Here is a 25,863-nt window from a genome sequence, read left to right as displayed (position 1 = left end):
ATTCAAGCGGCTGCGGCGAAAACTAGGAATGATTGGCACTAAAACAATCATTAAATCCAGTGAAACTTCCTGTTACCAAGGTCCGCTTTTGGCCGAATTGCGACATTCAACGGCTTGCTGCGCGAAGCGCGCCCGTCCCTATGAAAACAATTGGCAACAAAAGAACTCTTCAAGCAAAAAATTATCGCAGCGTGCGATAAGAAAATTCTTACCAAAAACGAAAACATTGGGGTTTCACTCTATGCTTTTTTGCAAACAAGAATGAAACCCCTGAGTTATTAATAAAAGCGACGCTTTGCCCGTTAATGTATTGGGTTAATTTTCGCGCTTTGAGCTCTGCAAAATTGATGTTGGCCTACAAAAAATTCAGCTCACAAAATATGGGAAAGTGATCGGATGGCGGTGTAGTGCCTTCGCGGTAAGTGATGAGGTTACAGCCAGACACAGTAAATTTACTGGCAAAGATGTAATCCAATTGCACATTGGCCGTCGCGCTCCAACCGTTAAAGGTATTGCCGGTAAACAAATTGATAAGCTGCGTTTGTTTCATTAGCGTATTAATCGGGCCGCTGCTAGGTATAGCATTTAAATCACCCAGCAACACTGTTGGCACAGACCAATTTTGATTCAGGTTGGCAATTCTATCGCGAATAATATTGGCAGAGCCTTGTTGCGAATTGCCATCAACTCCCCAGTGATTATTCAAAAACAAAAATTCGCGGCTGTCAGATTTTCTGCGCAGCTTTATCCATTCACTGGTACGTCTGCCCCATTCATCGGCAATCAATTCAATGATGCCGCTCTGCACCGCATCAAATGCATCGTTGCGATAAATAATCTGACGCGCGGGCGATGAACTCCACAGGCTACCTAAATTGTTTCTGATGTAATCGTGCTGCTCACTGGTTGCTTCTTGAAAACCAATTACTTGCGGTAACTGGATATTAATGGCCTTCACCAACTCGGCTTTACGGTTGTCCCAATAGCGCTCGCCTATATCACCACCCGCTGGTGTGGTGCGCACGTTATAGGTCATCACTTTAAGTGTACCAGCGCTGCTGGAGCTACTACTTGAACTGCTACTCGAACCGTCAGTTGGACCGAGGTATTCAAAATCCACATAATTTAAATTGAAATTACCGGTTTCAAAATAAGCTTCCAATTCCTGCATACCCTGATCAAGCGATGCCTCAATACTCACATTTTGCCAAGCTTGCCAATTACTGGTGTTGGGCACACCAATACGGCTGCCAAGATCGCGACCATTAATTTTTAATTTGAAATAGGCGCCGCTATTCGGCGATGCCACTCGCGCAGTAATTTTGTAGCGTCCCTTGGTGTTTACATTGAGGTTGTAACGCAAATATTCACCTGCGTCGATCCAACCTACGTTGTAACCACCACCTGAATCATTTGTGAGTTCTATATCCACGTTATCGTTACGTAATTGGCCGCCAGTGTTGCCCGCTGTGGTATCCAGAAAACCGCTGTAACGCTCGGCTTCCACGCGCCCCGGAATCGCATGGCCACAATCAGCTTGCTGGCAAGACACTACATCGACCCAATTTAAATTCCAGCCGCCGGTAGTTGCATAGACACCCAGGTTATAGGTGCCAGAATTAATCCGTACCACCTTGGAAAAGGTTTTCCAATTTTGCCAACCGCCAGTACCAGTTATCGCAAGCTGCCCCAACTGAATAGAGCCGCCATTTAAATCCAGTGACAAAGTACCACCGCTTTCGCTGGCGACACGCGCGCTGATTAAATAATCACCCGTGGTGGGAATGCTCAAATTTTTAAAGCTGAGCCATTCCGTCGGCTCAACCCAGCCCACATTAAAACCACCGCCGGTGTCGTTAGTTGCCTGAATATCAACATCACCGGTGCGATACACATTGCCCACATTGCCGGTAGTGGTATCAAACGCAGCGGTGTAATCCTCCGCTTGAAAGCGCGCTGCGGAACACATTTCAGCGCAACCCAAGCTGGCAAATAGAATAAAAGGCAATAGCCGTGCAGGACGTTTTAAAAAGGGATGCATGGAGATTCTCCGATAATGGCAGTAGAAAGGTTGAATCAATTATTAGTATGGGAACAACGGGCCGCAGTTAAAGAACTGCAAGCTACGAGTGCGGGAGCCTAGCGCCAACGGCGAGTGATTTGTTAGTCAGTTTAGGCTGGGCGATAAAGTGATTGAATAACGCAGGTGTGCCAGTTGGAAAAAAATAAGTGGGACACCTAGTCTATCGTTATGATTTTATTGGCGTTTACGCAGGTTTGGCTCTTACCGATGACCTGTAGATTAGTTTTTCGTTGGCTGATCTAACGCCTCAATCTTCTTCAAAATCTCCTCTGCCTCACTCGTAAGCATCGAATAGGAACGGATATCGCCATTGCGCTGTGCATGCATGGCCTCTTCCAGTTTTTGTAAATATTGCTTATTGAGCTGCTTACGTGGGTCTTTTTTTAAGAAGGAGAACATAGTGATTATCCATTGGCGTAGAGGATAGCTGTTACGGCAACCATGCGAGTTTGGTTCAATGTACTATTTACGCGGTCGAGTTTTAACCGGCTTCTTACTCGCCGCGTTCGCATTGATTTGGTTCATCAGCGCAAAAAAATCCGCCGGTGCGGGTGTTTCAAACATTAATTCTTTGCCGGTTTTTGGATGAATTATTTTTAAGCGCAATGCATGCAAACCCATGCGACTGCCTTTGGTGCCGTAGCGTTCGTCGCCTACCACTGGATAACCCAACCAGGATAAATGTGCGCGAATTTGATGCTGACGACCCGTGTCGATTTGTACTTGCAATAGCGTGCGCGCATTACTGGTACGCTCGGTTTTGTAATGGGTGATGGCAAGTTTTGCATCAGGATGTGCGCCTACGTACATGCGATATTCCACCTCATCCAAACGCAGGGGTTGATCAATGGTTCCCTGCGCGGGGGTTGGGCAGCCTTCTACAATCGCTAAATAGGTTTTTTCGGCTTGATCCCATTTGTCCATCACCGCTTCACGCATTTCCCGTGAAGTGGCGAATAACAAAACGCCAGAAGTGTCGCGATCAATCCGGTTTACTGGCCATAATTTTATGGCTTGCGTGCGGTGGGATAATTGCTTGCGCAAAATAGCCAGCGCGTGTTGTTGCGTTTCTTTGGGGTTGCCTACGGATAACAAACCCGCGGGTTTATTTATCGCAATCACATCGCGATCTGAATATAAAATTTCCAATTGTGATGGGGAGCTATTGGCTGTTTTAGCGGTTGCGCCAACCTCTACCAAATCACCTGCATTAAGCGCGTAATCGTGCTGGGTAGTGGATGAACCGTTTACACTGACACAACCAGTTTGCAAGCGCTGTTTAATTTTACTGCGCGCCCAACCCTGCAGTTGTTCACTGAGAAACACCATAAGCCCGGCAGGCTCATTAACGTGCAATTTTTCCGACATAAGCTTGGCTCTGGCGTTAAGCTCTCAGGCGCGCGGCGCACAACAAGCTTAAAAGGAATGGTCAAGAATGCTTGACCATAGTCGGAAGAGCCAAAACGGACGCTCAGACGAGAAAGGAAAAATATTCAGTAGGCCGCCACAATAACACCCAACTGCACCCTATTGCCAATTAACTAGCGCGTCCCCCCTTTCGCATTAATTAACATCACCCCTGTAATAACGAGTAATAGCTATGCCCCATAGGGTTTGCTACTAATTGCCAAATCAACGAAAAAGTATAAGATCAATCTGGTCTGTCGCTGTTTTATTGTTGTTGTCCGTCACGATAGGGAAAAACAATATGAAACCAAATACGCAACTGCTACATAACGTATGGAAAAATTCGCAAGACCTCATCACCCAAAAAGATATTGCCCTTGATAAGTTCCAACTGGATGAGCTAATTTCATCCGCCTTTAGTGCCGGTCCTTACTATTTTTACATCGTTGATTTTTTTGACTTTTCAATAAAATACATGAGCCCTTTGGTCGAAGGTATTCACGGGCTAAACCCTGAAACCACCAGCTTTCAGGATATTCTCGATCAAATGCACCCTGACGATATGGATTTTGTCGCCCGCGCCGAAGCCAAAGTATTTGATATCATCGGCGGCCTGGGGCCAGACAAAGTCAAAAAATACAAAACCTCTTATTGTTTCCGTTTCCGAACCGCCGATGGCAGCTATCAACTATTCAATCACCAAGCCATCATCCTCACCACCGACGAACATGGACGCATTGCCAAATCCCTCAACATCCACACCAACCTAAACCATTTAACCAATAAAAATAATTTTAAAGTATCAGCTATAGGTATGTTCGGTGAACCATCTTATCTCAACATGGACGTTTTAAACGACACACCCGCACCAGCATCAAGCACTCCCGCCCTCAGCAAACGCGAAAAACAAATCATCCAATTAATGGCCGACGGTTTTACCAGCAAAGAAATCGCCGAAAAACTTTTTATTGCCGTAAACACGGTGAAAAATCATCGCAAAAACATCTTCAAAAAATCCAACTGCAAGAATGTTGGGCAACTGGTGGTGAGGTGTGTGATGGATTGTTTGGTGTAACGAACTATAAAAATGGCTCTTTGGGGCTATTTTCGGCAACCAGCAAGTATCCTAGGATCGAAGGCAGCAGCAGATTTACCTTCACAATCAATAAGTTTGTGATAGTCAAAAATTTTTTTGAAAAAAATATAGCCTTTAAAAAATATAGATACTCTAATTAAGGAGATGAGTTATGTCTTGGAATAGCAACAATACAGCGCATGCAGCACTATATTCCTTTGAAAAATGGAATCACAATGTTAAAAGAAAAAACTTTGAAACAGTCGGCAATTGGTCAACTGATTTTTTGATTGGTTTCGTTGCGGGGGATTCAGCCACAGTCAGACAAGAGAAAGTTGAATCTCATGCCAGAAAGCTGGATCAAGTTTTCACTGCTTTATTTGGTGCCGTCTATTCGAATGGATTCAAAAGAATTTCGGCAATCAGCAGCATGGAAAGCATACTTAATGATCAAGGAAAAACTTTGGCGGATCTCGGCGATCCTGTTGATGAAGCCTATAAATTCAGAGGAGAACTGTAATGAAGTCAGTATTTGCATTTTCGTGTATTGCACTTTTTGCAGTCTCAAGCGGAGAATCTCAAGCTCAAGATACAGATGAAAACGACATATCAAAAATCATAATAGAAAAATATATTGAAAAAGAAGGGCCAAAACAAAAATGCGAAAAAGAACTGGAAAGACTTCCTGTTTCTTTATGCAATGAAGTTATAATTTGCGTTTCCCAATCAATCACAGGAAACAATTGTGATAAAGAAAATCTAAAAATAACCGCCAGTAAAGAATTAAAAAAACCGGAATTTTTAAACAGCGCCCTTAACAAATGGATAGGGAACAAGACCCCTTTTGGTTTCGAGTTCAAATCGCTGGAATCCGACAAGAACAATGAGACAGTACTGGGTCTTACTTACAATATTGATCACTCCTTTTTCAAAGGAGATGAAATTAAGAGTACCACTGATTATGTTATTGAGCGGGAAGGTAGCTTTAAAGCCTCCGGCACTATAACTGAAGATTCAGATAGTAATCCTAGAAATTTTTTGGAAACTAAATTAACTTTATCCCAGTCTTACAGCACCAGAATTCCCATGCAGCCAACAGTATTTCAGGACGCAATAACTAAGATGGCATTGGTTGATGCTGCCTGTGACTATGAAACAGCAGTTGTCACACCAGACTGTCAAAAGGCGGAAGAAAATATTTACGCTCTGCTTGACTCTACCAGCGACTTCCTTACTTCGTTTCAATATTTGAAGGGAGGCTTGGAAGCAGGCTATGAAACAGATCAAAAGTTTAAAGCCAAACAATCGACCTTCGGTGCCTATTTCTATGGGCAATATGAAGACTGGGGCACACACTCATGGGCAGGCTTACTCAAAGTGACCCCGTCATTGCGATTGGCTATTGATAGAATTGACCCTAATGATGATACCCCTCGCGCTCAGGCAGGGGACAACTCTTCTTACTATCGCTTTTCTGGTGAAATATCAGCATGGGTTCCGCTAGGTACTTTTTACGATCGAATTGTGGTTTTCACAGCGAATTATCGTCTCTACAGTGAACTAGATCCCTCAGATATAGTTAAAAATGCCGACCTCGATTCTTACAATCTGCGAACATTTAGCCTATCAAATCCAAATGGTCTATTCGTGAGTTATTCATCAGGTAAGTTACCCTTTGATCTACAAAGTGATGATGTAATTGCTCTAGGCTTTAAAACCTATTTTTAGCATGAACAGCTTACTTACTGAAGATAATAACGCTAGGTTAGTCCAAAAAGAGCCCTACATACTGAACATTTCTTTAAGCGGTTTTTTTTAAGAAGGAGAACATAGTGATTTTCTGTTAATGAATTAACTGGCCATTACGACAACCACGCGGGTTTGGTTCAATGCGCTATTTATGCGATGCAAACTTCACCGGTTTTTTAACCACCGCCTTCACAATGGTTTAATTCATCAATGCAAAAATTCTGTAAAGGAATGGTCAAGAATGCTTGACCATAGTCGGAAGAGCCAAAATGGAAGCTCAGACGAGAAAGGAAAAATATTCAGTAGGTCGCCACAATAACACCCAATCGCACCTGATTGCCAATTAAATGGCCTGCGGCTGTTCAGCCTTGCGCACTCAAACTACTGCCAAAAATCGTTTTTACCCACCAAAAAAAAAGCCCGATCATTTTTCAATGACCGGGTTTTTTCGCTAACCAAACGCGAATTACTTTTCCATTTTTATGGTTACTGCTTTGCCGGAATAAGTGATAGTGCCTTGCACGCCTGCATCGAAATTCGCGGCATCTTTCGATGCGCCGCTGATAAAGCGAACACTAATACTGCGCTCGTTGGCCATACCGGTGAAGCTGCCGATTCGGTCGCCAATGGTGACTGTGCCGGTGGCATCATCGTAGCTAACGGGAATGCGTGCCCACTCGCCTTGCTCGTATTTGGTTGAACGGCCATCGTCTTCGTAAATCTCGAAACTGCCGTTTGCACCTGTGTAGATGTTCAAGGTTAAGGGTGTATTCAAACCTTCATCCACGTGTTGAATCGCGGCACCGGTTGGAATAATTGCGCCCGCTTTTACAAACAGCGGCATTTGCGACAAGGGTGCAGCAGCGGTAATGGTTTGACCGCCGCTTAACTTTTCACCGGTGTAGAAGTTGTACCAATCGCTGCCCGCAGGCAAATAGATCTCACGTGAACGCGCTTTGTTTTTATAGACAGGGTTGACCAAAATCGAGGGGCCAAACATGTACTGGGTATTGATGTTCCAACCGTTTTTATCTTCAGGGAAGTCCATTACCAAGGGGCGCATAATTGTGCCGTCTTTGTGATAGGTATCGCCCGCCAGGGTGTAGATGTAAGGCATTAAGCGGTAGCGCAATTTAATGTAATTTTCGAGCGTGTTGTACACCTCGGTGCCTTCATCCGCGAGACTAAAAATTTCGCGGTAAGGATATTGTCCATGCGAACGAAACAATGGCACAAAGGCGCCGAATTGAAACCAGCGCACATTTAGCTCTTGCCAATCTGCAACCAATTCGGGTTTTAGATCGCGGATGTTAAATACTTCGCCGCCGGTTTTATGGCCCCAGCGATATTTATCTTCCGGGGTAAATCCGCCTATATCAAAACTCCAGTTAGGCATACCGGCAATACCCGTGCTTACACCTGCAGCAACCTGGTCTTTCAAGTTATCCCAATCTGACGAAGTATCGCCACTCCAGATAGCAGAGCCAGTACGCTGAATGCCGCCGAAGCCTGAGCGAGTCAAAATAAATGAACGCTTCTCGGGGCTGGTTTCACGCTCACCGTTATACACCGCAGTTGCATTTGGAATGGCATAGGAGTTGAAATTCTCTGCACCTGAAGCAATACCACCTTCGCGGCTCATTAATTCTTTGCGCTTGGTGAATGACAAGTTTGAGTGAATATCCGGCTCGGCTGCATCTAACCACCAGGCATCGAAGCCTTTGGATTTAATTTTTTCGTTCAGCTGTTTCCAAAAAATTTCTTGCGCTTCTTTCGGGTACGGATCGTAAAACGCGTTGGGGTAGCCTTTGCCAATCCAATCCACATTACCTTCTTCGATATTTTTGTTGAACATATAGCCTTTATCATTCAACTCTTTATAGGTTTCGGTTGTGGGATAAAATTTTGGCCAGACGGAAATCATAATATTGCCGTTCATTGCATGGATTTTATCGGTCATGGCTTTTGGATCAGGGAAGTGCTTTTTATCAAAGTCATGACTGCCCCAGGCATTTTCCGGCCAGTAAGACCAATCCAATACGATGTTATCGATAGGGATTTTTTTCTCGCGATAGTATTTAAAAGTGTTAACGATTTCGTCCTGATTTTTATAGCGCTCGCGGCTCTGCCAGAAACCATAGACCCATTTTGGCAACATCACTGCTTTACCAGTTAAGTGACGGTAACCCGCGACTACGTCATCTTTGTTATCGCCAACCACAAAGTAGTAGTCGATGGCTTTGCCCGTGTCAGACGCAAGCGACAATTCGCCCTGCTCTTCTACTGGCAGAGGGTCAAGATGCGTTAAACGGAAGAAACCACCACTCACTGTCCAATCCACTTTGATGGCTTTTTTCTCGCCTGCTTTCATGTCCATATTGTAGGTGTGGTACCAGGGGTTCCAGTTCAAACGCCAACGATCCAGCGCTAACTGACCATCCACATAGAGTTTTGCATAACCGGAGTTATACATTTTGAAATGGTGCGTGCCCGGCTCATCGGATTGGATACTGCCTTCCCATTCGATGCGCAGGTCTTTTGCATCTTTCACTTCATCGGGGAAAGGAAATTCGCGCACGCTGTTGTTGCTAAAGAATTGGTAGTTCAAATCGGCCTCTACGCGGGTGAGCAATAATTTATCACCATCGTAGTAGCGCGCAGTCATACCACCCTCTTTGCCTTCTGCATCAAATAACTTGAGTGATGCATTCAGTGGTTGGGTTTCGCGCGGGTCACCAAAGCGAGTTACTGAGTTGTTATCCCACAAGACACCGTAATCGCGGCTAGAGACCACAAATGGAATTGAAATCACCAAATTATATGTAGTGAGTTCAACATTTTCGCCCGCATAGTTTACTTGGCCGTTTTGATGCTGCCCTAAACCGAAAAAGCCCTCGTCTGTACCGCGATTAAATTCCTGGCGAATCGCAAATGAATCTGCATCAGGCTTGATTGGATCAGCGGTCACCTCGGTGAAGCTGCCGCGATTTTCTTCTTTTAGTAGCACCTCGCCTTTGGCATTGCGGAATTTTACCGTGCCATATTTCAACGATAATTCGGCAGCAAGCTGGGTAGTTTTTAATATGAGCGATTCTTTATCCTGCTCAGTACTAAATGGCACTTTACCTACCGCGTTGGCGACAACTTGAATCGATTCAGGCAACACAGAAAAATCGTCACCGGGCAACGCGGTTACTCTAATAATTTTCTCGCTGATAACTTGCAGACGCACTTTTTTAACACGGCCATCATGCAGAGTTAACACCACGCCATCGGGCGTTACATCCACTTCAGGGGCATATTCCATTTGTTTGGCAGGAGCGGAATTTTCTGCGCTGCTCTCACTGCCCGATTGTTTAGAGCAGCCCTGTAAGAGCGCAATAGCAGCTACTCCGATGAGGCAGAATGTAATCATGGCTTTGCTTGAAAGCCGTTTTAATGCAAATAGCATTTTTATTTCCTCGTTTTGCGATGTAAATTTTTTGAATCGCCCCCTAAACCTATTATTCAAAGGGGGCTGGAGTGATTAATTATTGGTCTCGTAAGTCGCCATTTTTATACGCAGCAATAATGGACGATTGGGAAAATTCAGACCCCAGTCGGTTTGGTCACCATTCCACACGCGATGCATAATCCATTTACTGTTCTTGCCATCATCAGATGAAAAATGCCCCTCTTCCGCTCGTAGGATCATAGTTTTTTTATTAGCCAATTCCGCAGACGGTTTAATTTCTACACGCGCGTTATACGCGGTAATTAAATATTCGTTTTCACTTAACTGGGCGATTAATGCACCGCCTGATGCAGGTGTATTACCCTTGGGCGGATCAATCCAAAACATAGGGCGACCGTAAGTGACCTCCGCATCCCACAAGCCCAGATCCAAATGCTGGGTTAGTGCGGCAGCGCGATCTTTAACCTGCTGCTCTTTTTCTTCTGGTGTTGCCTCAGCATTCCAAACCTTTTGTGTGTCGGTTGCTGTATCCAGCGGTTCAGCGACGCCCCATACATTACTTTCATAACTTAACTTGGCCCATTCACGCATCATAGGTGATACCAAACGATAAACCTGAGCAAAGTTTTCGATGGTTTCATCATTTAAATTTTGCGCACCAAGTGGGTAGTTTGTGTAGGCGGTATCGTCCATACCAAACGGGGAAAAGCCAATACCCCCCTTGCCCAAGGTTGGAAAAAAGTAGCGAACGTAAGGTTGCGCGCTGCCGATTTCCGCCACAAACAATGCGTTATCGGGACGTGCATAAAGATCCAATACTTTGCTCGCGGTTTTGTAATCACGGAAATAAATGTCTGGCGCGATTAAATCAATTGCTGGTGCAGCCGCTTTCCAAATATGCATTACGTTATCCGTGCCACCACCACTGGAATATTGCCCCGGCAATCCCGGATTGTATGGGTTGCGCAGTGCCACATTCACGTACATGGGTAAATTTTTGATTGCCTTACCGGCCGCCGTGATTTCATTGCAGTATTTGGCGATGTAATAGGCGTGAAAAAATTCGTCGGCATCTTTACCAAAGACTTGTGCCCAGCTGCCGGATTTTAATTTCAATGATTCGATTAGATCAGTGGGCACCGGTGCCGCAAACTGTTGTTGCGCCATAGCGGAATAATCCCGCGCAGAACCATAGGTGCCCACTTCATTTTGCACCTGCACCATAATCACGGTGTGATCTTTATCGCGTTTGGCCAAATATTTCATCAGCTCAATAAATGCTTTTTTATCGGCCTCTAGCGTATTTTTTCCCAGTGGCGAAAGTGAATTCAAGGTGTCGCCGTATTGTTTTACTACACGCGGGAAACGTTTGTTATCCAACTTTACCCATGCAGGGGCATAATGTGGCGCGTTGTTTTTCCACGTGGCGAACCACAGCAAAACAACTTTTACTTTATGCTGGCGCGCTTCTTTTAACAGTACGTCCAAATAAGAAAAATCAAAGCGCCCCTCTTCTGGTTCAATTTGCTCCCAAGCAACCGGAATACTCAGGGTATTAGCACCCATTTTTTCCACTGTTGGCCACACATCCTTAAGTGCAGCAGGATAATTACTGGAATTATTTGTTTGTGCACCCAGCATAATAAAAGGCGCACCATCTACCATGAGGGCGTGTTTGCCGTTGTTTGTTACCAGTTGCGGCAACTCGCTCGCTTGTAGCTGATGCATAAAAATAATCGCCATTAACGGCACTAGTTTTTTAAACAATTGAGTGGGAAATCTCATAGGTGAAGCCTCAAGCTGATTTTTCTTGGAATTTCGTGGCAGGTAAAAACTAAAATGCCCTGCATCGCTAAAGCGATGCAGGGCAGAACTTCATAGCACTAATTAAAATTTAGCACGAATGCCCACTGCAAAACGGGCATCTTGAGCATAGGAGTAAGCAACGTGATCGCCCGCACCATTTTGGTCAATAATTCCCACCGTTTTCTCTTTCAACAAATTAGTGGCTTCCGCCGTCACTGTGTAATTATCGAGGAAGGTATAACTGACTGACGCATCCAGTTGGCCGTAGTCGTCGTTGTACACCGGCAAGCGAGCTTTACCACAATCTGTTGATGTGCCTTGGCAGAAGTTAAAGTCTGGGTCAAAACCATTGCCCCCCCAAGTGATCAGATACTTACTGCGCCATGAATACGCCAAGCGCGCAGAGAAACCACCTTTTTCATACATGCCAACAAGGTTGAACGCATTTTTGGACAACTGATCAATTGGTAAATTTCCATAGGTCGAATGATCTGTGTCTATTGGCGCCGCACCACCCACCGTCGGCTTACTGGGATCTTGAACTGGCAACGGAATATCGGCTTTACTATCAATGTAGGTGTAGTTGGCTTGCAGGCCTAAACCATCGAAAGGCGCTGGCAGCGAATCGAAAAATTTACTAACACCAATCTCGGCACCGTTTATGTCACCGGAACCAATATTTGCCAGCCATGTGGCCTCACCGCCAACAGTTGCCCCCACCGCATCGAATGAAAATGGTGTTGCCCCGCGACGGAAGAAACCTTTAACGTCTTTCTTAAATACCGCGAAGTGAGCCATACCACCGTGATCATCAAAATACCATTCTGCAGAAAGGTCAAATTGATTAGCAGTCATTGGCTCCAGATAAGGATTGGTATCTTGAGTTAAGGTGAATTTGTAATCATTAATACTGGTAGCAGTTGTGACTCCATCTTTTACCGAGTTTGCCAGTGTTATCCGCGCTTGTTTGTCTTTGAATGATGGAGCCCAAATGGCTTTCGATGCTGCAAAACGAATGTAGAGATCATCGGTTGCACGCAAGCGTAAATTAAAGCTGGGCAGCACATGAGTTTTATTTGTTCTTGCCTCAAACTCTTCTGTGCTTGACGGAATGCCCAATGCCGCCAATTGATTAACAACCAAACTACCCACGGCCAAACTATCAGTTTGAACTATACGCACACCCACGTTACCATCGATTGGCATGGACAGGTCATCAAAACCATAATTGACCAATGCATAAGCTGCTGTGGTAGTTTCCTCTTGAGTATTCACATAACCTGGATTGGCCAAACGGTCTGCATCTGGATATATCGCATCACAAATCCATGATTGATAATTCGCACAGGTCGTAGCGCGATCGCCATTAATTGCATTAGTAGTTGCAACAAAATCTTTTACTGCGGCGCTGGAATATAAATAACCTGCGGCAGGAACCGCAACATCTCCACGCTGAAAATTGCCGAAAGAATATAGATTTAAATATTTTGCAGCTTCATCCGCATTAACTCGCGGCAAATTGGTTTTGTCATAGCCACTCCAGTCTAACTTGGTAAACCAAGTTGCGTAACGTGTATTCCAGTCATATCCAGTATCTATATTGTCTGCGGTTTTTTCGGAAAATCTCATACCCGCTTTAACTGATTTGATAACTGCACCATCAAAATCATATTCAGCATCAAACCGACCCGTTTTTGCTTCAGCTTGGTTGCGTTCGAAATGAGTCATTTCCTGACCCAAACTGTAGTTCGAAAAATTTGCCATGTAATTCGAATCTAGCAGGATGGATGGTGTCTCGGTACCAATCCCATCCATATAACCTTTTTCTGGAATAACTTTCAAACCTAATGTGTAATCGTCCACATCGGCTTCAGCTTTTACATATTGCACATCGGCGGAAAATTTCCAATGATCATCTGGCGACCACTTGATACCGGCAGAATAATCCGTTGTTGTAGATACGTTGTTTGCCCAACGTGTACTGGTGCCAAAATCCAAGCCCCATTGCGCAGGATTGGCAACTGTCACCGTGCCGGATTGCATAGCGCCATTGGCATCGTAAACCCAATCATCTGCAGCGGTAGGAAGCAGAGCTTGATCGCCATTAGCGCCTTCCAGGAAGAAAGCATTTTCATCATAAACTGTATCGTGTTTACTCTGGAATGCAGTGAAATAAAGTTCAGTGGCATCGTTAGGCGCCCATTGCAATGCGAGGTAACCACCTTCACGTGTACTTTCATAATCGTTGCGACGCCAATCTACACCTTTAGATACCCAAACATTTTTTCCATTAATATTGCGTGGCAAAAATGCGCGGCTGTAGACCTGATCCGAGCGACTTGCCAATTCCGAAGTAGAGGCATTTACCAAAATACCAAATTCACCCAAATCTGTTTCCCAACGGTTGCTGTACAAACCAGAATATTCGCCGTTGGTTTCTTTTAATTGATCACCTCTATTCGCTTTTGCAGAAAGACTAACCAACTGGCCATCGGAATCAAATGGCATACGCGTGCGCAGATTTACAGTGCCGCCCAAACCACCTTCAATCATATCGGCCGATGGACTTTTATAAGTGTCAACCGCGTACATTAATTCTGCTGGAACATCTTCAAAGCTAAGGCCACGACCACTTGCGGCAGAAAATACATCGCGACCATTTAGTTCAGCGCGAACTTGCGATAAACCGCGCACTGCCACGCCGCTGCCTTCTGCTGCAGGGTGTTCGGCATCGTTATTGGTATAGCGGCCCACCGTGACACCGGGAACGCGCTGTAACGCTTCAGTGACACTGCGATCAGGCAACTTACCAATATCTTCTGCGACGATTGAATCCACAATAGTGGAAGAGTTTCGTTTAATGTCTTGCGCTGATTGAATACTCGCACGCTGGCCAGTCACAATTACTTCTTCGACTTGTTCATCGGCTGTGTCTTGCGCCAACACATGGGTAGCCATACCCATAGTGCTAACAACCAATGAAAGGCTTGAGGCCATTTTGATATACATTGGCAGTTGTTTTTTTAGAAAGGTTTTTTTGTGGTCAGGCTTATTGTTAGTTGTCATGATGTTCTCCAGTTAGAATTATTGAACTACCCCTAAAGTTATCTCTTGCTGTTTTTTTATTTGCCAACATTTAAGAGATATGTGCTTTCTCCTTTTGCGCTAAAGCTCCCATTGGTGCCCTTGCGTTTTAGTGCGACAGCGGCACCAGCTTGCGTTACAGTCAGAGAATATTTTTCTGCCTGTAATTGGGTTCTTAAATTAATTTCTCCCGGGCGTGTGGTGTGGATGCGAGCGCTGATTAACTGCCCCTTCGCCCAATTCATATCCACAGTGATACCGCCGCGTGCGCGCAATCCGGTTACCGAACCCGTCGCCCACGCGCTGGGCAATGCAGGAAGGAAATGCAATTCACCGTTGTGACTTTGCAATAACATTTCGGCAATACCGGCAACCGCGCCAAAATTGCCATCGATTTGAAACGGCGGGTGGTTATCCCATAAATTACTCAGCGTGCTGCACTGCAGTTGTTCGCCCAACACTTTGTATGCACGGTCGCCATCTAGCGCGCGCGCCCACATATTGACTTTCCAGGCTTGCGACCAACCAGTACCACCATCACCGCGCGCGTTAAGTGTGGTGCGCGCCGCTTGTAATAATTGCGGATCTTTGTGTACGTTAATTCGCGTGCCGGGATGCAAGGCAAATAAGTGTGAGATATGGCGATGATCATTTTTAGGATCATCAACATCTTCTTTCCACTCTTGCAATTGTCCCCATGAACCGATGCGTAAACCCGCATCCAGATGGGTTAATTTTTTTTGCACTTGTTGCGCGAATGTTTTATCACCAACCACTTGTGCTGCTTCATAGGTGTTGCGCAACAAATCAAACACAATTTGCTGGCTCATGGCCGCGCCGTTAGTAAAGCCGCCCTGCTCCGGGGAAAAACTGGGCGAGACGATCCATTTGCCGTCGCGCGGATCTTTAATTAAAAACTCCAACCAAAACTCTGTAGCACTTTTCATTAAGGGATAAGCGCGCTCACGCAGGAATTTTTCATCACCCGAAAACACATAGTGCTCGTAATAATGTTGCGCTAACCAGGCGGCAGCTTCCGGCTGCCAGAAAGCAGTTGGCCAATCGATCACGCCGGTAAAACCCCAGACATTGGTATTTAAAAAAAGCGTCCAGCCTTTTTTAACGCCGGCAATTTTCTGGGCAGAGATTTTTCCCGGTTCAACCAAACTATCGACAAAATCAAAATAAGGGCTCATCAACTCTGGCAAGTTGGTGGTCTCTGCCAGCCAATAATTCATCTGCAAATTGATATTGACGTGATAGTCGGCATTCCAGGGCGGCGTAGTGGAGTTATTCCAAACACCTTGCAAGGTGGCGGGCAGTGAACCAGCGCGTGAGGAGGCAATTAACAAATAACGACCAAATTGAAAATAAGTCGCCTCAAGGCTGCGATCCCATACGCTATTGCCTTTTTTATAGTTGGCTAATAGCTGCGGTGTAGATGTATCGCTGGCACCTTGGCCAATATTTAATGTAACGCGGTTAAACAGACGTTGATAATCCTGGCGGTGCGCCGCTTGTAATTGCGCAAAACTTTTTGTGGCGGCGGCATCTAGTATTTGCTGTACTTTTTGATGTGGATGCGCGCCGCGATAGTGGGGATAGCGCTGCGCATAGTTGGTTCCCGCCGCTAACAAAATCACCACTGAATCGGCGTTGGTAATTTGTATTTTTTTATTGTCGATTATTGTTAACACACCGCCCTGCGGCAAAACTTGCACTTGCATCTCATAAGCCAATTGATTGCTGTTGAGTTGCCCTGTCGCTGTCAACCGCCCCGTTTCTATGTTCTGCGTAAATGAGCGATTGTCGGGCACGGCAATACTCGTTGCGATAGAAATACTGCCCGGCTGATCGGCACTGAGTTTTATGGCGATCACCCCATCGGGATAACTGGCGAAATACTCGCGGCGATAATTCACCCCGTTAAGAGTAAAACTCACCGTGACTTGCGCATCATCCAGCGATAGCTCGCGGCGATAAGCAATGACATCGCTGTCATTTATTGGCGAATCAATAATGAGATCGCCAAATGTTTGATAGTCGCCATAAGCCGTGATTTTTCGCCCCAGCAATTCAGCGGCACGCTCCGGAGTGATCGAGCCTTTTTCGGCAATGCCTGCGCGAACTTCTGCCAGCGCTTTTGCCTGAGATTCGGCAGGGATTCCAAAATCATATCCCTCCGCTCCCGGGCCGCCAGTCCATAAGGTTTTTTCATTAAATTGAATCAGGTCGCGACTCAGGCCGCCCGCAATTACCGCCCCCATTGCGCCATTGCCAATCGGCAAACCCTCACTTTCCCAATCGCTCGCAGGACGATCAAAGCGAATCGACAAGGGCGTCGCAACCGGCGCAGGTTCAGCATGAGCAGCTGACCAGTGCACAGATAGCATCACGACCAAAGCGTTTAAGCCGTGCGTCAAAAGAGTGCTGATCTGTAAGGATGGCATTTTCATAGACGTAAATTTTATTAGTTTAATATGGTATATATGACTATTTCGATTAATCTTAAGTCAATGTTTTTATCTGTGCAAGACTTATCACCCGCAATAAAAAAGATTGAATCTTCATGCTACAAAAGGAAACACACGACAAAGCTGAGCAGAGTTAAAAGGCAGGAAAATAGAGAAGTGCCGGAAAATAGCGGGAAGCAGAAGCGGAGGGGGAGTGATCGGAGCCGTAGCCCCGATTGGGGATTACGACAGGGTTTTTAAAAACTCTTGATGAGAGAGAGCGTACTGAGCGCCCTGATAAACTGCACTGCGCATTTTATCCATGAGCAACTGCAGCTTTTGCGCATCCTGCACCGCTCCCGCATCCCGCGGATTCAGCCCAAAACCATAGAACATACTGACCCAACTCCCTTCCACAAAAGACTCCTGCTCCAAAAGATGGATATCGCCAGTCGCCGTAAAAATTTCAACCTTTTCAGCCAAAGTTGCGGGAATAGGCATGGCTCGCACCTGCTGCCAAAGAGGCTCCGAGCGCCCGTTGAGCGCGTAATGCAGAATGATGAAGTCGCGAATACGTTCGTATTCCAAGCGGTTGAGACGATTGGCCTCGGCTACATGTTTGGCCTGAATTTCAAAATTGACCAGAAAACCGGCCAATTTGTTAATCCCCGTTTGGATAAGGGAAATGCTGGTGGACTCCAATGGCTCCAAAAAACCGCTGGACAAGCCAATCGCAACACAGTTTTTATGCCAGAACTCCGTGCGAATCCCCGTGGTAAAACGAATCAATCGCGGATCAGTCACTGGCTCGCCGCGCAGATTGGATAGAAGCTCGTGGCGCGCCTGATCATGAGTAATGTGTTGGCTGGAATAAACATAACCATTGCCCGCGCGATGTTGCAGTGGGATATGCCATTGCCAACCCGCGCTGCGGGCAATTGAGCGGGTAAAGGGGTCGGGTGCGATATTACTGCGGGTCTGCACGGCAAGCGCCGAATCGCAGGGCAGCCAATGGCTCCAATCTTCATACGCCACCCCCAACGCCTTCTCAATCAAGAGCGCATTAAAGCCAGAACAGTCGACAAATAAATCGCCTTCAACACAAACGCCTGACTCCAACTCCAGCGACTGAATGCAACCACTATCTGGATTGAGATGAACCTGACTGATTTTGCCTTCAACCCGCTTAACCTGACGCTGTTCAGCATAACCGCGCAGGTATTTGGCAAAGAGCGATGCATCAAAGTGATAGGCATAGTTGTACCAGGCCAAACGACTCGCCGAATCAAAACTGGGCTGGGCAAACTTTCCGGCCTTGGCCAGCTGAGTGCACAAGCAAAATTCGTCCAGCTCCGCCCTATAACCCTGCGCCTTTGCCGACCACCAGCTTTTATAAAACGGGCGATCTTCCAAGTCCACGCCATAGCCAGCAAACGGGTGGAAAAAAGACTGCTCAGGCGCCGCCCAACCCTCGAAGTGAATGCCAAGCTTAAACGTTGCATTGGTTGCCTTGATGAATTCGCTCTCTTTAACTTCAAGATGCTTGATGAATTGGCGAATGCCGGGCACGGTTGCTTCACCCACCCCGACTGTGCCGATTAGTTCCGATTCAACCAAGGTGACGCAGATATCGACGCCATCCAACCAACGCGCCAAATAGGCTGCTGTCATCCAACCTGCGGTACCGCCGCCAGCAATGACAATATGACTAACAGGTGTAGCTTGCATGTATCTCAACTCCGGGCAAATGGCCTGACGACCAACGCCAGCATTATTATCATATTAATTCAGAATGGATCTTAAGCAGCTGATTTTATCTGCGCAAGGATTATCACCCATGCAACACATGGAAATTCTAACTGGCACGTCTGTTGCGATGATTTCTCCAGCAACTTAACCATTGGTTTTCTAAAGCGCCAAAATGCAGCGAAATGCAGGCGATTTCATGAGAAAAACGGTATAGATAATGGCAACAGGCACCATCAAAATACACGCACCACTCACAAGTGCACCATCAGGCAGCAAGGGCTCGCAGCAATTCGCCCTGTTTTGCGAACAATACCAGCAACGACTTGATGCACTTACACTGGCGAAGCAGCTAATTCACATGATCAAGGCGGTGCAACGCCATCGCGGTATGACCATGGGCACCTTGGGAGGCAATGAACAATTCCGCGAGGAGTTGGCGCATTTGCAAATCCAGTTGGAGCGCCGCCTGCAACTCCTACAGGCCTTTTCGGCGCGCAGCTCCGCCCTGCTGAGCCCACGCGATCAGGAAAACCTGAGCAACGCCTGGCTCACGATTAGCCGTGATTGGCAGGAAGATGCGGTAATCGACAATTACGAGCTGCACTGCCATCTGATCGAACAATTACTGGCGATGGTGGCCGCACTGGGGAAACAGCTGGAACAGCCAACCTCACAATCCATCCCGGATATGATTGAAACAGCGGTGATCCACGCCGATGGAATCCACTACCCTAATCGTTTCAAGTATTTGGAAGTGCTTCATTTTGCAACCCGTTTAATGCCCGCTGTAGCGGAGCAAATAGGCCGCATTCGCGCGCTAGCCACCTATGCTTCGGCACTCGGCTATTGCGACAAAGACTTTGCCAGCAAACTGCGCTACGTCATTCAATGCACACGAGTTAACAATGAAAAGCTGCGCCACCAGACCAAGCGCCTTGAAGGCCTACTCGATAGCGACCTCAGCCTGCTCAGCCAACTCAAAAGTTATGAAATCAAACTGGAGTTTTTGCTCTCAATGGTGGAGAGCGATGTGGTCAATCCACACCAAATTAATGCCGATAGTAGCCGCTTGTTCAGCTTGGCTACCGATATTATCGATGTCTATTTGAAGGTAGTAGATGAGGGTGTACAACTATTAACTCAGTGGCATGAACAAGATATAGAAGTGTGGGTGCAATCTTATTAATACCGGGAAAATACTTGCCTCTTAAACCCTGCTCCCTACAATGGGGCTCATTTGCCGCCACCATCTAGGGAAGCTACTCATGCGCCACACTTGGCCTAGCTGTTTGCTTTTGTTATCCGCACTGCCCGCCTTTGCCGATACCAACACAGCCATCGAAATGACCGATGGCGAATTAAATCATTGCCTGCAAAGCTCAGTTGCCAGTGCTGCCGAATCGATGACTGTTGCCGACTTAAAACAGGCTTGTCGGCTGCTGCATGCAGAAAAAATATCCACTACAGAAATTGAGGAGCAAACGCTGGCGGAAGCACCGCAAACGCCCGTTCTCAGAAAACGCATGACGCTGGAAGCTCTCAACCGCTCCAATCGTTTTATGTTGACCCCGCATAAGCGCAATTATTTTTTCCCCGTCAGCTATACCCGCCACCCCAATGTCGCCCCCTATCAGGATACTGACTCCAAATCCCTGAGTGACCTGAGCAAAACCGAGGCTGACTTCCAACTGAGCGTTAAGATTCTTATCCGCGAAGATATTTTTGGCGATAACGGCCATCTTTATATGGGTTATACCAATCACTCGCTGTGGCAAGTCTATAGCGATTCAGACTCAGCCCCATTTCGCGAGAGCAACCATCAACCCGAATTGATTTTAAGTTTCACCAACGATTGGGAAATTTTGGGTTTTCGCAATGCGCTCAACGAAGTCATGCTGAACCACCAATCCAATGGCCAAGGGGGATTGTTATCACGCAGCTGGAACCGAGTGATGCTAAATACGGTATTTGAGCGAGGTAATTTCGCATTTTCCCTCACCCCCTGGTATCGCATTCCCGAGCCTGAGCAGGAATATCCGGGCGACCCGGATGGCGACGACAATCCAGACATATCTGACTACATGGGGAATTTTGAATTCAACGGTGCCTATCAACACAGCGATGATATTTACAGCATTATGCTGCGCAACAATCTGGATGGAGATAATAAAGGTGCGCTGGAATTGGCATGGAGCTTTCCAATTAGCGCAAATTTGCGCGGCCAATTTAAATACTTTAACGGCTACGGCCATAGCCTGATTGATTACAACACCGATATGGAAGTGCTTGCGCTCGGCATTGTGTTTACGGATTTGTTCTAGTTATGCAAATACAAGTGATGGATGCGCGAAGCTGTTAATAAGCTTCGCCAAGTAAATCCACCAGAGCGCGGATCGACTCAGCTGCCTGAGGCGAGGCGTCGATGATAGAAAAACCAATCCAGTGCTTGCCCGATAAGTCAGCATCCCGCGCCCAAAGGCAATCGGCGCCCAACTGGATTACCATCTGCCCATTGACCGGCTCAGGCACGTGCAAATCGAGGGTATAAAGATGATCCTCCTCGACTGCCACATCCCCCACAATCATCAACCCCTGAGTGTGGATATTAACCAAGCGACCAATGTATTGGTCGCGCAAATTGTCGTACACATCGACATCGCCATTGATTGTATGGCGCTCCAACTCCCTGTCATGTTCACGCGAGCAGTTGTGAGTCATGATGCTTTACCGGTTTTAAGATGATCGGCTCGTTCATTAAGGGTGTGATAAATATTTTCCAGTGCGCGTTCAAAAAACGGCTTGGTGCTGCCGGCGATAATCCGCGCGCGCCCAGCGAGCATATCGCGCGCCAATTGCAGTCCTGCCGCAAGTGACACTTTACGCCCCTGCTGATCCACCAACATATAGTGCTGGGTCTTTTTGTTGTACCAGGCCACTTTCAAGCGTTTACCGCCCTCAAATTCAAACCAGGTGCCAAACTCAACCATTTTCAAACTATCGACAATTTTGGCCTCTTCTGGCAAAACCGGTTGCAGATGCGCAACTGAATGCCCGGCTTTTTCTGCCGCCAGAGATTCCAGCTTGGTGCGCATAGGTGCAGGAGCTGGTTCCGCTTTGCGGCTTAAAAGTGCCATTCGCTGGAGTGAGATGACTGCATCAAGTAGTTTTCGGCCTTTCGCCTGTTCGTATCCAATCGTTTCAAAACCACGTTCAATCGCGGTTAGCAGCGAATCCTGCAATTCCATCTGCCTGGTTTTATCTTGCGGATTGGTTTTGGGTTCCAACGTCCAAAGAAGATCATCGATAACTTGCAGCGCGCGGGTCCAGCTATCGGATTTATCGCCGTAACGCAGCAACACAAAAGAGAGATAGTCCGACCATGGCTGCAACAGCAGCAGCAAGATAGCCGAGGGCATATCGCGCTCATCGGTGCGATTGCGCACCTCATTGTTTACCTGAATTTTAGCTTCACGCAGTTTTTCTTCGCCCTGGGCTTTTTCCAGCGCGCGGCGCTCCATTAATTCCTGACGACGCGCCACATTGAGTGTATAGGCATTAAACTCAATTAATAACTCGGCAAAGATACGCACGTCATTTTTGAATTCTTGCAGCAAGCGGAACACGGTTGTTTTGATCTTGGTGAAAATATCGTATTGATCACTGCCATCGTTACTGACCCAGCGTACACCAGCCTCGGCAAGACTATTAAGCAACACACGAGCCGGGTGCTCGGGCTGCTCGAAAAATCCTTTATCGATAAATGCAATTTTCAGGAAAGGGGTATGTAAATAACTTAACAGCGCCTTGACGGAGTCGGGCAAGTGATCGTCTGACAGCATGTACTCAAACAACATACCAACCAAATCGATGGTCTGCATATCGCCCGCTTCTACCGCACCATTTTCATTCTCGCTGGCGATCTGCTCCATCATTTTGCGCCCGACATCGGCCACCGCTTGCGGCACAATCGGCACCGGGCCAGACTCATGATGGGCGAGCGCCTGATGGGTTGCGTCAAACGCTTGTGTCTGCATTTGCTCGAGCACACCAACCAATTGGGTCTGGGTGTAAACCTGCAAATTAGCTGGCGCCGCGGTAGGCACAGCCGGGGTTGCGGGAGCGCGTTCAGGATTAATCGCAGGGCTATTCGCCGCTTGCGCTGTTGTCATGGTTTGAGGTGTGAAGTTCGCCGCCTGAATTGCAGGCAGGGCTTGGGTAACATGGGTCTGCAACAGGCGAATCGCATTCAACAAGCTATTTTGGTACTGAACATCATTGGGGTTGAGCGCGCCACTTAATAACTTGTCGCTCGCGCGACGCTGGTGCTGCTGTTGCTCTTCGGCTTGCTGCTGCTCATCCACCGGCTGATCATTGCGCTCAAACGGATCATCCTCCATCGTCTTCTCTTCTGGCTTGTGCTCAGCGGGTTTATCACTGGCGGGAACAAAGCGCAGATTGGGCAATAAATTTTGGCGGATCAGGTAATCGTTCAGCTCATCATAAAGCCCGTCGAGCATGCCGATCACGTCCTGATCGAACAGCTTGTAGCCGATAATTTTGGTTTTAACATCGACATCCAAATTGGCGAGCAGTTTGCGCAAGGATTCACAAAACTGTACCGGGCTGGCCGGATTTGCGCGCTCATCAATTTTTTCGCCATCATTTAATAGCGCCAAGCGCTGCTGCAATGCCCACAAATGCTCGGCGAAAAAATTATCGGCGCGATGAGTAATAGAGGTAATTGCGATAGTTTCTTCAAGATCGGAATGTTCAACTAATGAAAGAATATCGCCACTAAAGCGCTCTTCGCCAGTCAAAGTATTGAGAGATTTATTTTTGAATTTGACGAAGCCATTAGCCAGATGTTGGCAGAATTCTTGTTCGGCGGCCTGCTGGACCGCTGCCAGCAAATTTTGGGTTTCATAGAGGGCAATCTGGTCTTTATTGGATTTAGCCTGCTCGGCAATCTCCAACACCTGTTTGCACCACTGGCGCCAAAAATTAGGAAAAACGCGGTAGGCAAAACCGCGTGTTAAATCGCGGCAATGCTTTAAATGTTGAATGACCAATTGCTCTGACATGGCCACCGCAGAATACGGAGAGGACTTGTTAGGTTCAGAGCCAGGTAAGCCTGAGTTATGCATAATTATTCCGTGTTTTTCCATGAAATTCATTTTCCTAGCACCTTTTCCTACCAAGCTAGGTTCGCTTCAACCGCGCCAGGAATCAGAGCCTGCAAACCTAGAGACTAGATGAACCAGTCTTTTGCGTAGGTTGTCCTGAGCGACAATCTTAACAGCTTGTGAGATTTCTTCCAGACAATACGACTACCAGCTCACAGTTAGATTAAAAATAGCACGATCTACGCAATTCGCTTGAAAGATGCCCACCTAACCAAATTAAAAGGCTGTTGCCCCTTGTCCATTACAATCAGCAAACAAACAACTCCACCGTCATTTGCACCAAAACAAACAACCATGCACAGCAGTGCGCACCATAATCAGGCACTCCTACCCGTGCTGCAATCGCCTAAATTCACAAAAATGCCAACAAAATCAGCAAATTAAATAATTGGCACTCATATTGCGATTAGTAACCTGTAATAACTGATTCGCACTCTGGGTGGTTTTAGCTATTCAACAAGCTGTAAACACAATGTTTTACTAATAGGAGGCTAGGGTTCCGGTCACTTGAAACCATCAAGTTGATGTCTGGTCCGAGAGCTTCCGACCTCCCAAGGCAGGCACATGGCTAAACGCCGGTAACTGTCTTGAGGTTACACGGCGGGATAAAAGCCCGGGAGATGGAATGGCTTAATCGCCAGAGTGCTCCCATTTGCTTGCGCCGATGTCACCAAAACCGCTGGAGGTTATTCATGTTGCACCAATCCCGCCTTTCAAAGCTATTACTCGCTCTTACACTCTCCTTTTCTGCCGCTGTCGCCAGTGCCGCCGAGCCCTTTAAAGTCTGCTGGTCTATTTACGTTGGTTGGATGCCCTGGGGCTATGGTGCCGAGCAAAAAATTGTCGACAAATGGGCGAAAAAATACGGCATCGAAATTGAAGTGGTGCAAATCAACGATTACGTCGAATCCATCAACCAATATACCGCCGGTCAATTTGATGGCTGTGTGATGACTAACATGGATGCCCTCACTATTCCTGCTGCAGGTGGGGTGGATTCAACCGCGCTGATTGTGGGCGATTTCTCCAACGGTAATGATGGGGTTGTGCTTAAAGGCGCCAACAAAACCTTGAAGGATATTAAAGGCCAACAAATCAATCTGGTTGAACTCAGTGTATCCCACTACTTGCTCGCACGCGGTTTGGAAACAGTCGGCCTGAAAGAGTCCGATGTTAAAGTCGTCAACACCTCCGATGCCGATATGGTCGCTGTCTACGGCACCAAAGATGTCACTGCCGTCACTACATGGAATCCGCTGCTCAGCGAAATCCTCGCACAACCTAATAGCACCAAAGTATTCGATTCATCACAAATCCCCGGTGAAATTATGGATTTGATGATTGTTAATACCGAAACATTAAAAGCCAATCCTGCACTCGGCAAAGCATTAGTCGGCGCTTGGTACGAAATTATGGGCGTGATGAGCGCATCGGACAAAGCCGCTACCGCCGCCAAAACCGCAATGGCCGTTGCATCTGGTACTGACCTCGCCGGTTTTGAAGCGCAGCTCGCCAGCACCAAAATGTTCTATACCCCCGCTTCAGCACTGGAGCTCATCAACAGCGATGCATTATTAAAAACCATGCAAAAAGTAGCTGAGTTTTCCTTTGATCACGGCTTGCTAGGCGATGGCGCACCCGATGCTGGATTTATCGGTGTAGCAGGTCCCAAAGGTGTGTATGGTGATAAGAAAAACGTAAAACTGCGTTTTGATCCAACCTATATGCAAATGGCGGCCGACAAAAAACTGTAATGCACTCTAACCCTGTTCCCAAGCCTCGCTTGGGAACACTTGACTAAAAAATATAACAAGACCGCT

Annotated in this window: 17 protein-coding genes and 1 riboswitch; of the genes, 7 read left to right on the top strand and 10 right to left on the bottom strand. The window is 46.8% G+C overall.

The window, feature by feature from the left end; all coding sequences use genetic code 11:
- A partial coding sequence (locus AWU77_RS20700) for a hypothetical protein (RefSeq protein ID WP_238582322.1) occupies positions 1 to 265 on the top strand: 265 nt, incomplete at its 5' end.
- A 90-nt stretch (positions 266 to 355) separates the two neighbouring features.
- Here the strand turns inward: AWU77_RS20700 and AWU77_RS06075 are convergent.
- From AWU77_RS06075 to AWU77_RS06065, 3 genes are all read right to left on the bottom strand, one after another.
- Entirely contained in the window at positions 356 to 2,041 is a 1,686-nt protein-coding gene (locus AWU77_RS06075) for a carbohydrate-binding protein (protein WP_062060351.1), read from the bottom strand.
- A gap of 261 nt (positions 2,042 to 2,302) precedes the next feature.
- Positions 2,303 to 2,482 carry a DUF6435 family protein gene (locus AWU77_RS06070; RefSeq protein ID WP_062060349.1) on the bottom strand — a complete coding sequence of 60 codons (180 nt, stop codon included), beginning with the start codon at positions 2,480 to 2,482 and terminating at the stop codon, positions 2,303 to 2,305.
- Positions 2,483 to 2,545: 63 nt separating this feature from the next.
- Entirely contained in the window at positions 2,546 to 3,451 is a 906-nt protein-coding gene (locus tag AWU77_RS06065; RefSeq protein ID WP_062060347.1) for an RluA family pseudouridine synthase, read from the bottom strand.
- A 340-nt stretch (positions 3,452 to 3,791) separates the two neighbouring features.
- Between AWU77_RS06065 and AWU77_RS06060 the strand changes: the two genes are divergently transcribed.
- From AWU77_RS06060 to AWU77_RS06050, 3 genes are all read left to right on the top strand, one after another.
- Positions 3,792 to 4,565 (top strand): LuxR C-terminal-related transcriptional regulator, encoded by a 774-nt coding sequence (locus AWU77_RS06060; protein ID WP_062060345.1) that lies wholly within the window; start codon positions 3,792 to 3,794, stop codon positions 4,563 to 4,565.
- A 172-nt stretch (positions 4,566 to 4,737) separates the two neighbouring features.
- A complete protein-coding gene (locus AWU77_RS06055) occupies positions 4,738 to 5,085 on the top strand; it encodes a hypothetical protein (protein ID WP_062060343.1) in 348 nt (115 codons plus the stop codon).
- Complete coding sequence (locus tag AWU77_RS06050) at positions 5,085 to 6,293, top strand: hypothetical protein (RefSeq protein WP_062060341.1); 1,209 nt, start codon at positions 5,085 to 5,087, stop codon at positions 6,291 to 6,293. The genes AWU77_RS06055 and AWU77_RS06050 overlap by 1 nt, the downstream gene beginning before the upstream one ends.
- A 487-nt stretch (positions 6,294 to 6,780) precedes the next feature.
- On the opposite strand, the gene AWU77_RS06045 is transcribed toward AWU77_RS06050, so the two are convergent.
- The 5 genes from AWU77_RS06045 to AWU77_RS06025 form a co-directional block, all read right to left on the bottom strand.
- Complete coding sequence (locus tag AWU77_RS06045) at positions 6,781 to 9,765, bottom strand: TIM-barrel domain-containing protein (RefSeq protein ID WP_238582321.1); 2,985 nt, start codon at positions 9,763 to 9,765, stop codon at positions 6,781 to 6,783.
- Between the two features lie 75 nt (positions 9,766 to 9,840).
- A complete protein-coding gene (locus AWU77_RS06040; RefSeq protein WP_062060339.1) occupies positions 9,841 to 11,553 on the bottom strand; it encodes a DUF5597 domain-containing protein in 1,713 nt (570 codons plus the stop codon).
- Positions 11,554 to 11,655: 102 nt separating this feature from the next.
- Positions 11,656 to 14,640 (bottom strand): TonB-dependent receptor, encoded by a 2,985-nt coding sequence (locus AWU77_RS06035; RefSeq protein ID WP_062060337.1) that lies wholly within the window; start codon positions 14,638 to 14,640, stop codon positions 11,656 to 11,658.
- Positions 14,641 to 14,696: 56 nt separating this feature from the next.
- Positions 14,697 to 17,051, bottom strand: coding sequence for a glycoside hydrolase N-terminal domain-containing protein (locus AWU77_RS06030; protein ID WP_062060380.1), 2,355 nt, complete (start codon positions 17,049 to 17,051; stop codon positions 14,697 to 14,699).
- 303 nt (positions 17,052 to 17,354) lie between these two features.
- Positions 17,355 to 18,839, bottom strand: coding sequence for a tryptophan halogenase family protein (locus AWU77_RS06025; protein WP_062060335.1), 1,485 nt, complete (start codon positions 18,837 to 18,839; stop codon positions 17,355 to 17,357).
- Positions 18,840 to 19,077: 238 nt separating this feature from the next.
- Here AWU77_RS06025 and AWU77_RS06020 point away from each other — a divergent pair, with 238 nt between their 5' ends.
- Together AWU77_RS06020 and AWU77_RS06015 are read left to right on the top strand one after the other, a co-directional pair.
- Positions 19,078 to 20,046, top strand: coding sequence for a hypothetical protein (locus tag AWU77_RS06020; protein WP_062060333.1), 969 nt, complete (start codon positions 19,078 to 19,080; stop codon positions 20,044 to 20,046).
- A 79-nt stretch (positions 20,047 to 20,125) separates the two neighbouring features.
- Positions 20,126 to 21,181 (top strand): phospholipase A, encoded by a 1,056-nt coding sequence (locus AWU77_RS06015; RefSeq protein WP_084618130.1) that lies wholly within the window; start codon positions 20,126 to 20,128, stop codon positions 21,179 to 21,181.
- Positions 21,182 to 21,215: 34 nt separating this feature from the next.
- Here the strand turns inward: AWU77_RS06015 and AWU77_RS06010 are convergent, their stop codons facing one another.
- Together AWU77_RS06010 and AWU77_RS06005 are read right to left on the bottom strand one after the other, a co-directional pair.
- Entirely contained in the window at positions 21,216 to 21,578 is a 363-nt protein-coding gene (locus tag AWU77_RS06010) for a PilZ domain-containing protein (RefSeq protein ID WP_062060331.1), read from the bottom strand.
- Entirely contained in the window at positions 21,575 to 24,025 is a 2,451-nt protein-coding gene (locus AWU77_RS06005; RefSeq protein ID WP_062060375.1) for a DUF1631 family protein, read from the bottom strand. The genes AWU77_RS06010 and AWU77_RS06005 overlap by 4 nt, the downstream gene beginning before the upstream one ends.
- Positions 24,026 to 24,523: 498 nt before the next feature.
- Positions 24,524 to 24,665, top strand: a riboswitch (guanidine-I (ykkC/yxkD leader).
- 70 nt (positions 24,666 to 24,735) lie between these two features.
- Here AWU77_RS06005 and AWU77_RS06000 point away from each other — a divergent pair.
- Positions 24,736 to 25,797, top strand: a complete 1,062-nt coding sequence (locus AWU77_RS06000; RefSeq protein WP_062060328.1) for a putative urea ABC transporter substrate-binding protein — start codon at positions 24,736 to 24,738, stop codon at positions 25,795 to 25,797.
- Positions 25,798 to 25,863: the final 66 nt, after the last annotated feature.

The sequence above is a fragment of the Cellvibrio sp. OA-2007 genome, from assembly GCF_000953825.1.
Classification (GTDB): domain Bacteria; phylum Pseudomonadota; class Gammaproteobacteria; order Pseudomonadales; family Cellvibrionaceae; genus Cellvibrio.
The sequence above is the reverse complement of the archived record's forward strand: the minus strand, read 5'-3'. Positions and strand labels throughout refer to the sequence as shown.

Bases quoted from the DNA above. Each gene is read 5' to 3' on its own strand.
- AWU77_RS06065 (WP_062060347.1), bottom strand. From the start codon at position 3,451: ATGTCGGAAAAATTGCACGTTAATGAGCCTGCCGGGCTTATGGTGTTT.
- AWU77_RS06030 (WP_062060380.1), bottom strand. From the start codon at position 17,051: ATGCTATCTGTGCACTGGTCAGCTGCTCATGCTGAACCTGCGCCGGTT.
- AWU77_RS06055 (WP_062060343.1), top strand. From the start codon at position 4,738: ATGTCTTGGAATAGCAACAATACAGCGCATGCAGCACTATATTCCTTT.
- AWU77_RS06015 (WP_084618130.1), top strand. From the start codon at position 20,126: ATGCGCCACACTTGGCCTAGCTGTTTGCTTTTGTTATCCGCACTGCCC.
- AWU77_RS06005 (WP_062060375.1), bottom strand. From the start codon at position 24,025: ATGGAAAAACACGGAATAATTATGCATAACTCAGGCTTACCTGGCTCT.
- AWU77_RS06070 (WP_062060349.1), bottom strand. From the start codon at position 2,482: ATGTTCTCCTTCTTAAAAAAAGACCCACGTAAGCAGCTCAATAAGCAA.
- AWU77_RS06025 (WP_062060335.1), bottom strand. From the start codon at position 18,839: ATGCAAGCTACACCTGTTAGTCATATTGTCATTGCTGGCGGCGGTACC.
- AWU77_RS06020 (WP_062060333.1), top strand. From the start codon at position 19,078: ATGGCAACAGGCACCATCAAAATACACGCACCACTCACAAGTGCACCA.
- AWU77_RS06045 (WP_238582321.1), bottom strand. From the start codon at position 9,765: ATGCTATTTGCATTAAAACGGCTTTCAAGCAAAGCCATGATTACATTC.
- AWU77_RS06075 (WP_062060351.1), bottom strand. From the start codon at position 2,041: ATGCATCCCTTTTTAAAACGTCCTGCACGGCTATTGCCTTTTATTCTA.
- AWU77_RS06010 (WP_062060331.1), bottom strand. From the start codon at position 21,578: ATGACTCACAACTGCTCGCGTGAACATGACAGGGAGTTGGAGCGCCAT.
- AWU77_RS06035 (WP_062060337.1), bottom strand. From the start codon at position 14,640: ATGACAACTAACAATAAGCCTGACCACAAAAAAACCTTTCTAAAAAAA.
- AWU77_RS06060 (WP_062060345.1), top strand. From the start codon at position 3,792: ATGAAACCAAATACGCAACTGCTACATAACGTATGGAAAAATTCGCAA.
- AWU77_RS06040 (WP_062060339.1), bottom strand. From the start codon at position 11,553: ATGAGATTTCCCACTCAATTGTTTAAAAAACTAGTGCCGTTAATGGCG.
- AWU77_RS06050 (WP_062060341.1), top strand. From the start codon at position 5,085: ATGAAGTCAGTATTTGCATTTTCGTGTATTGCACTTTTTGCAGTCTCA.
- AWU77_RS06000 (WP_062060328.1), top strand. From the start codon at position 24,736: ATGTTGCACCAATCCCGCCTTTCAAAGCTATTACTCGCTCTTACACTC.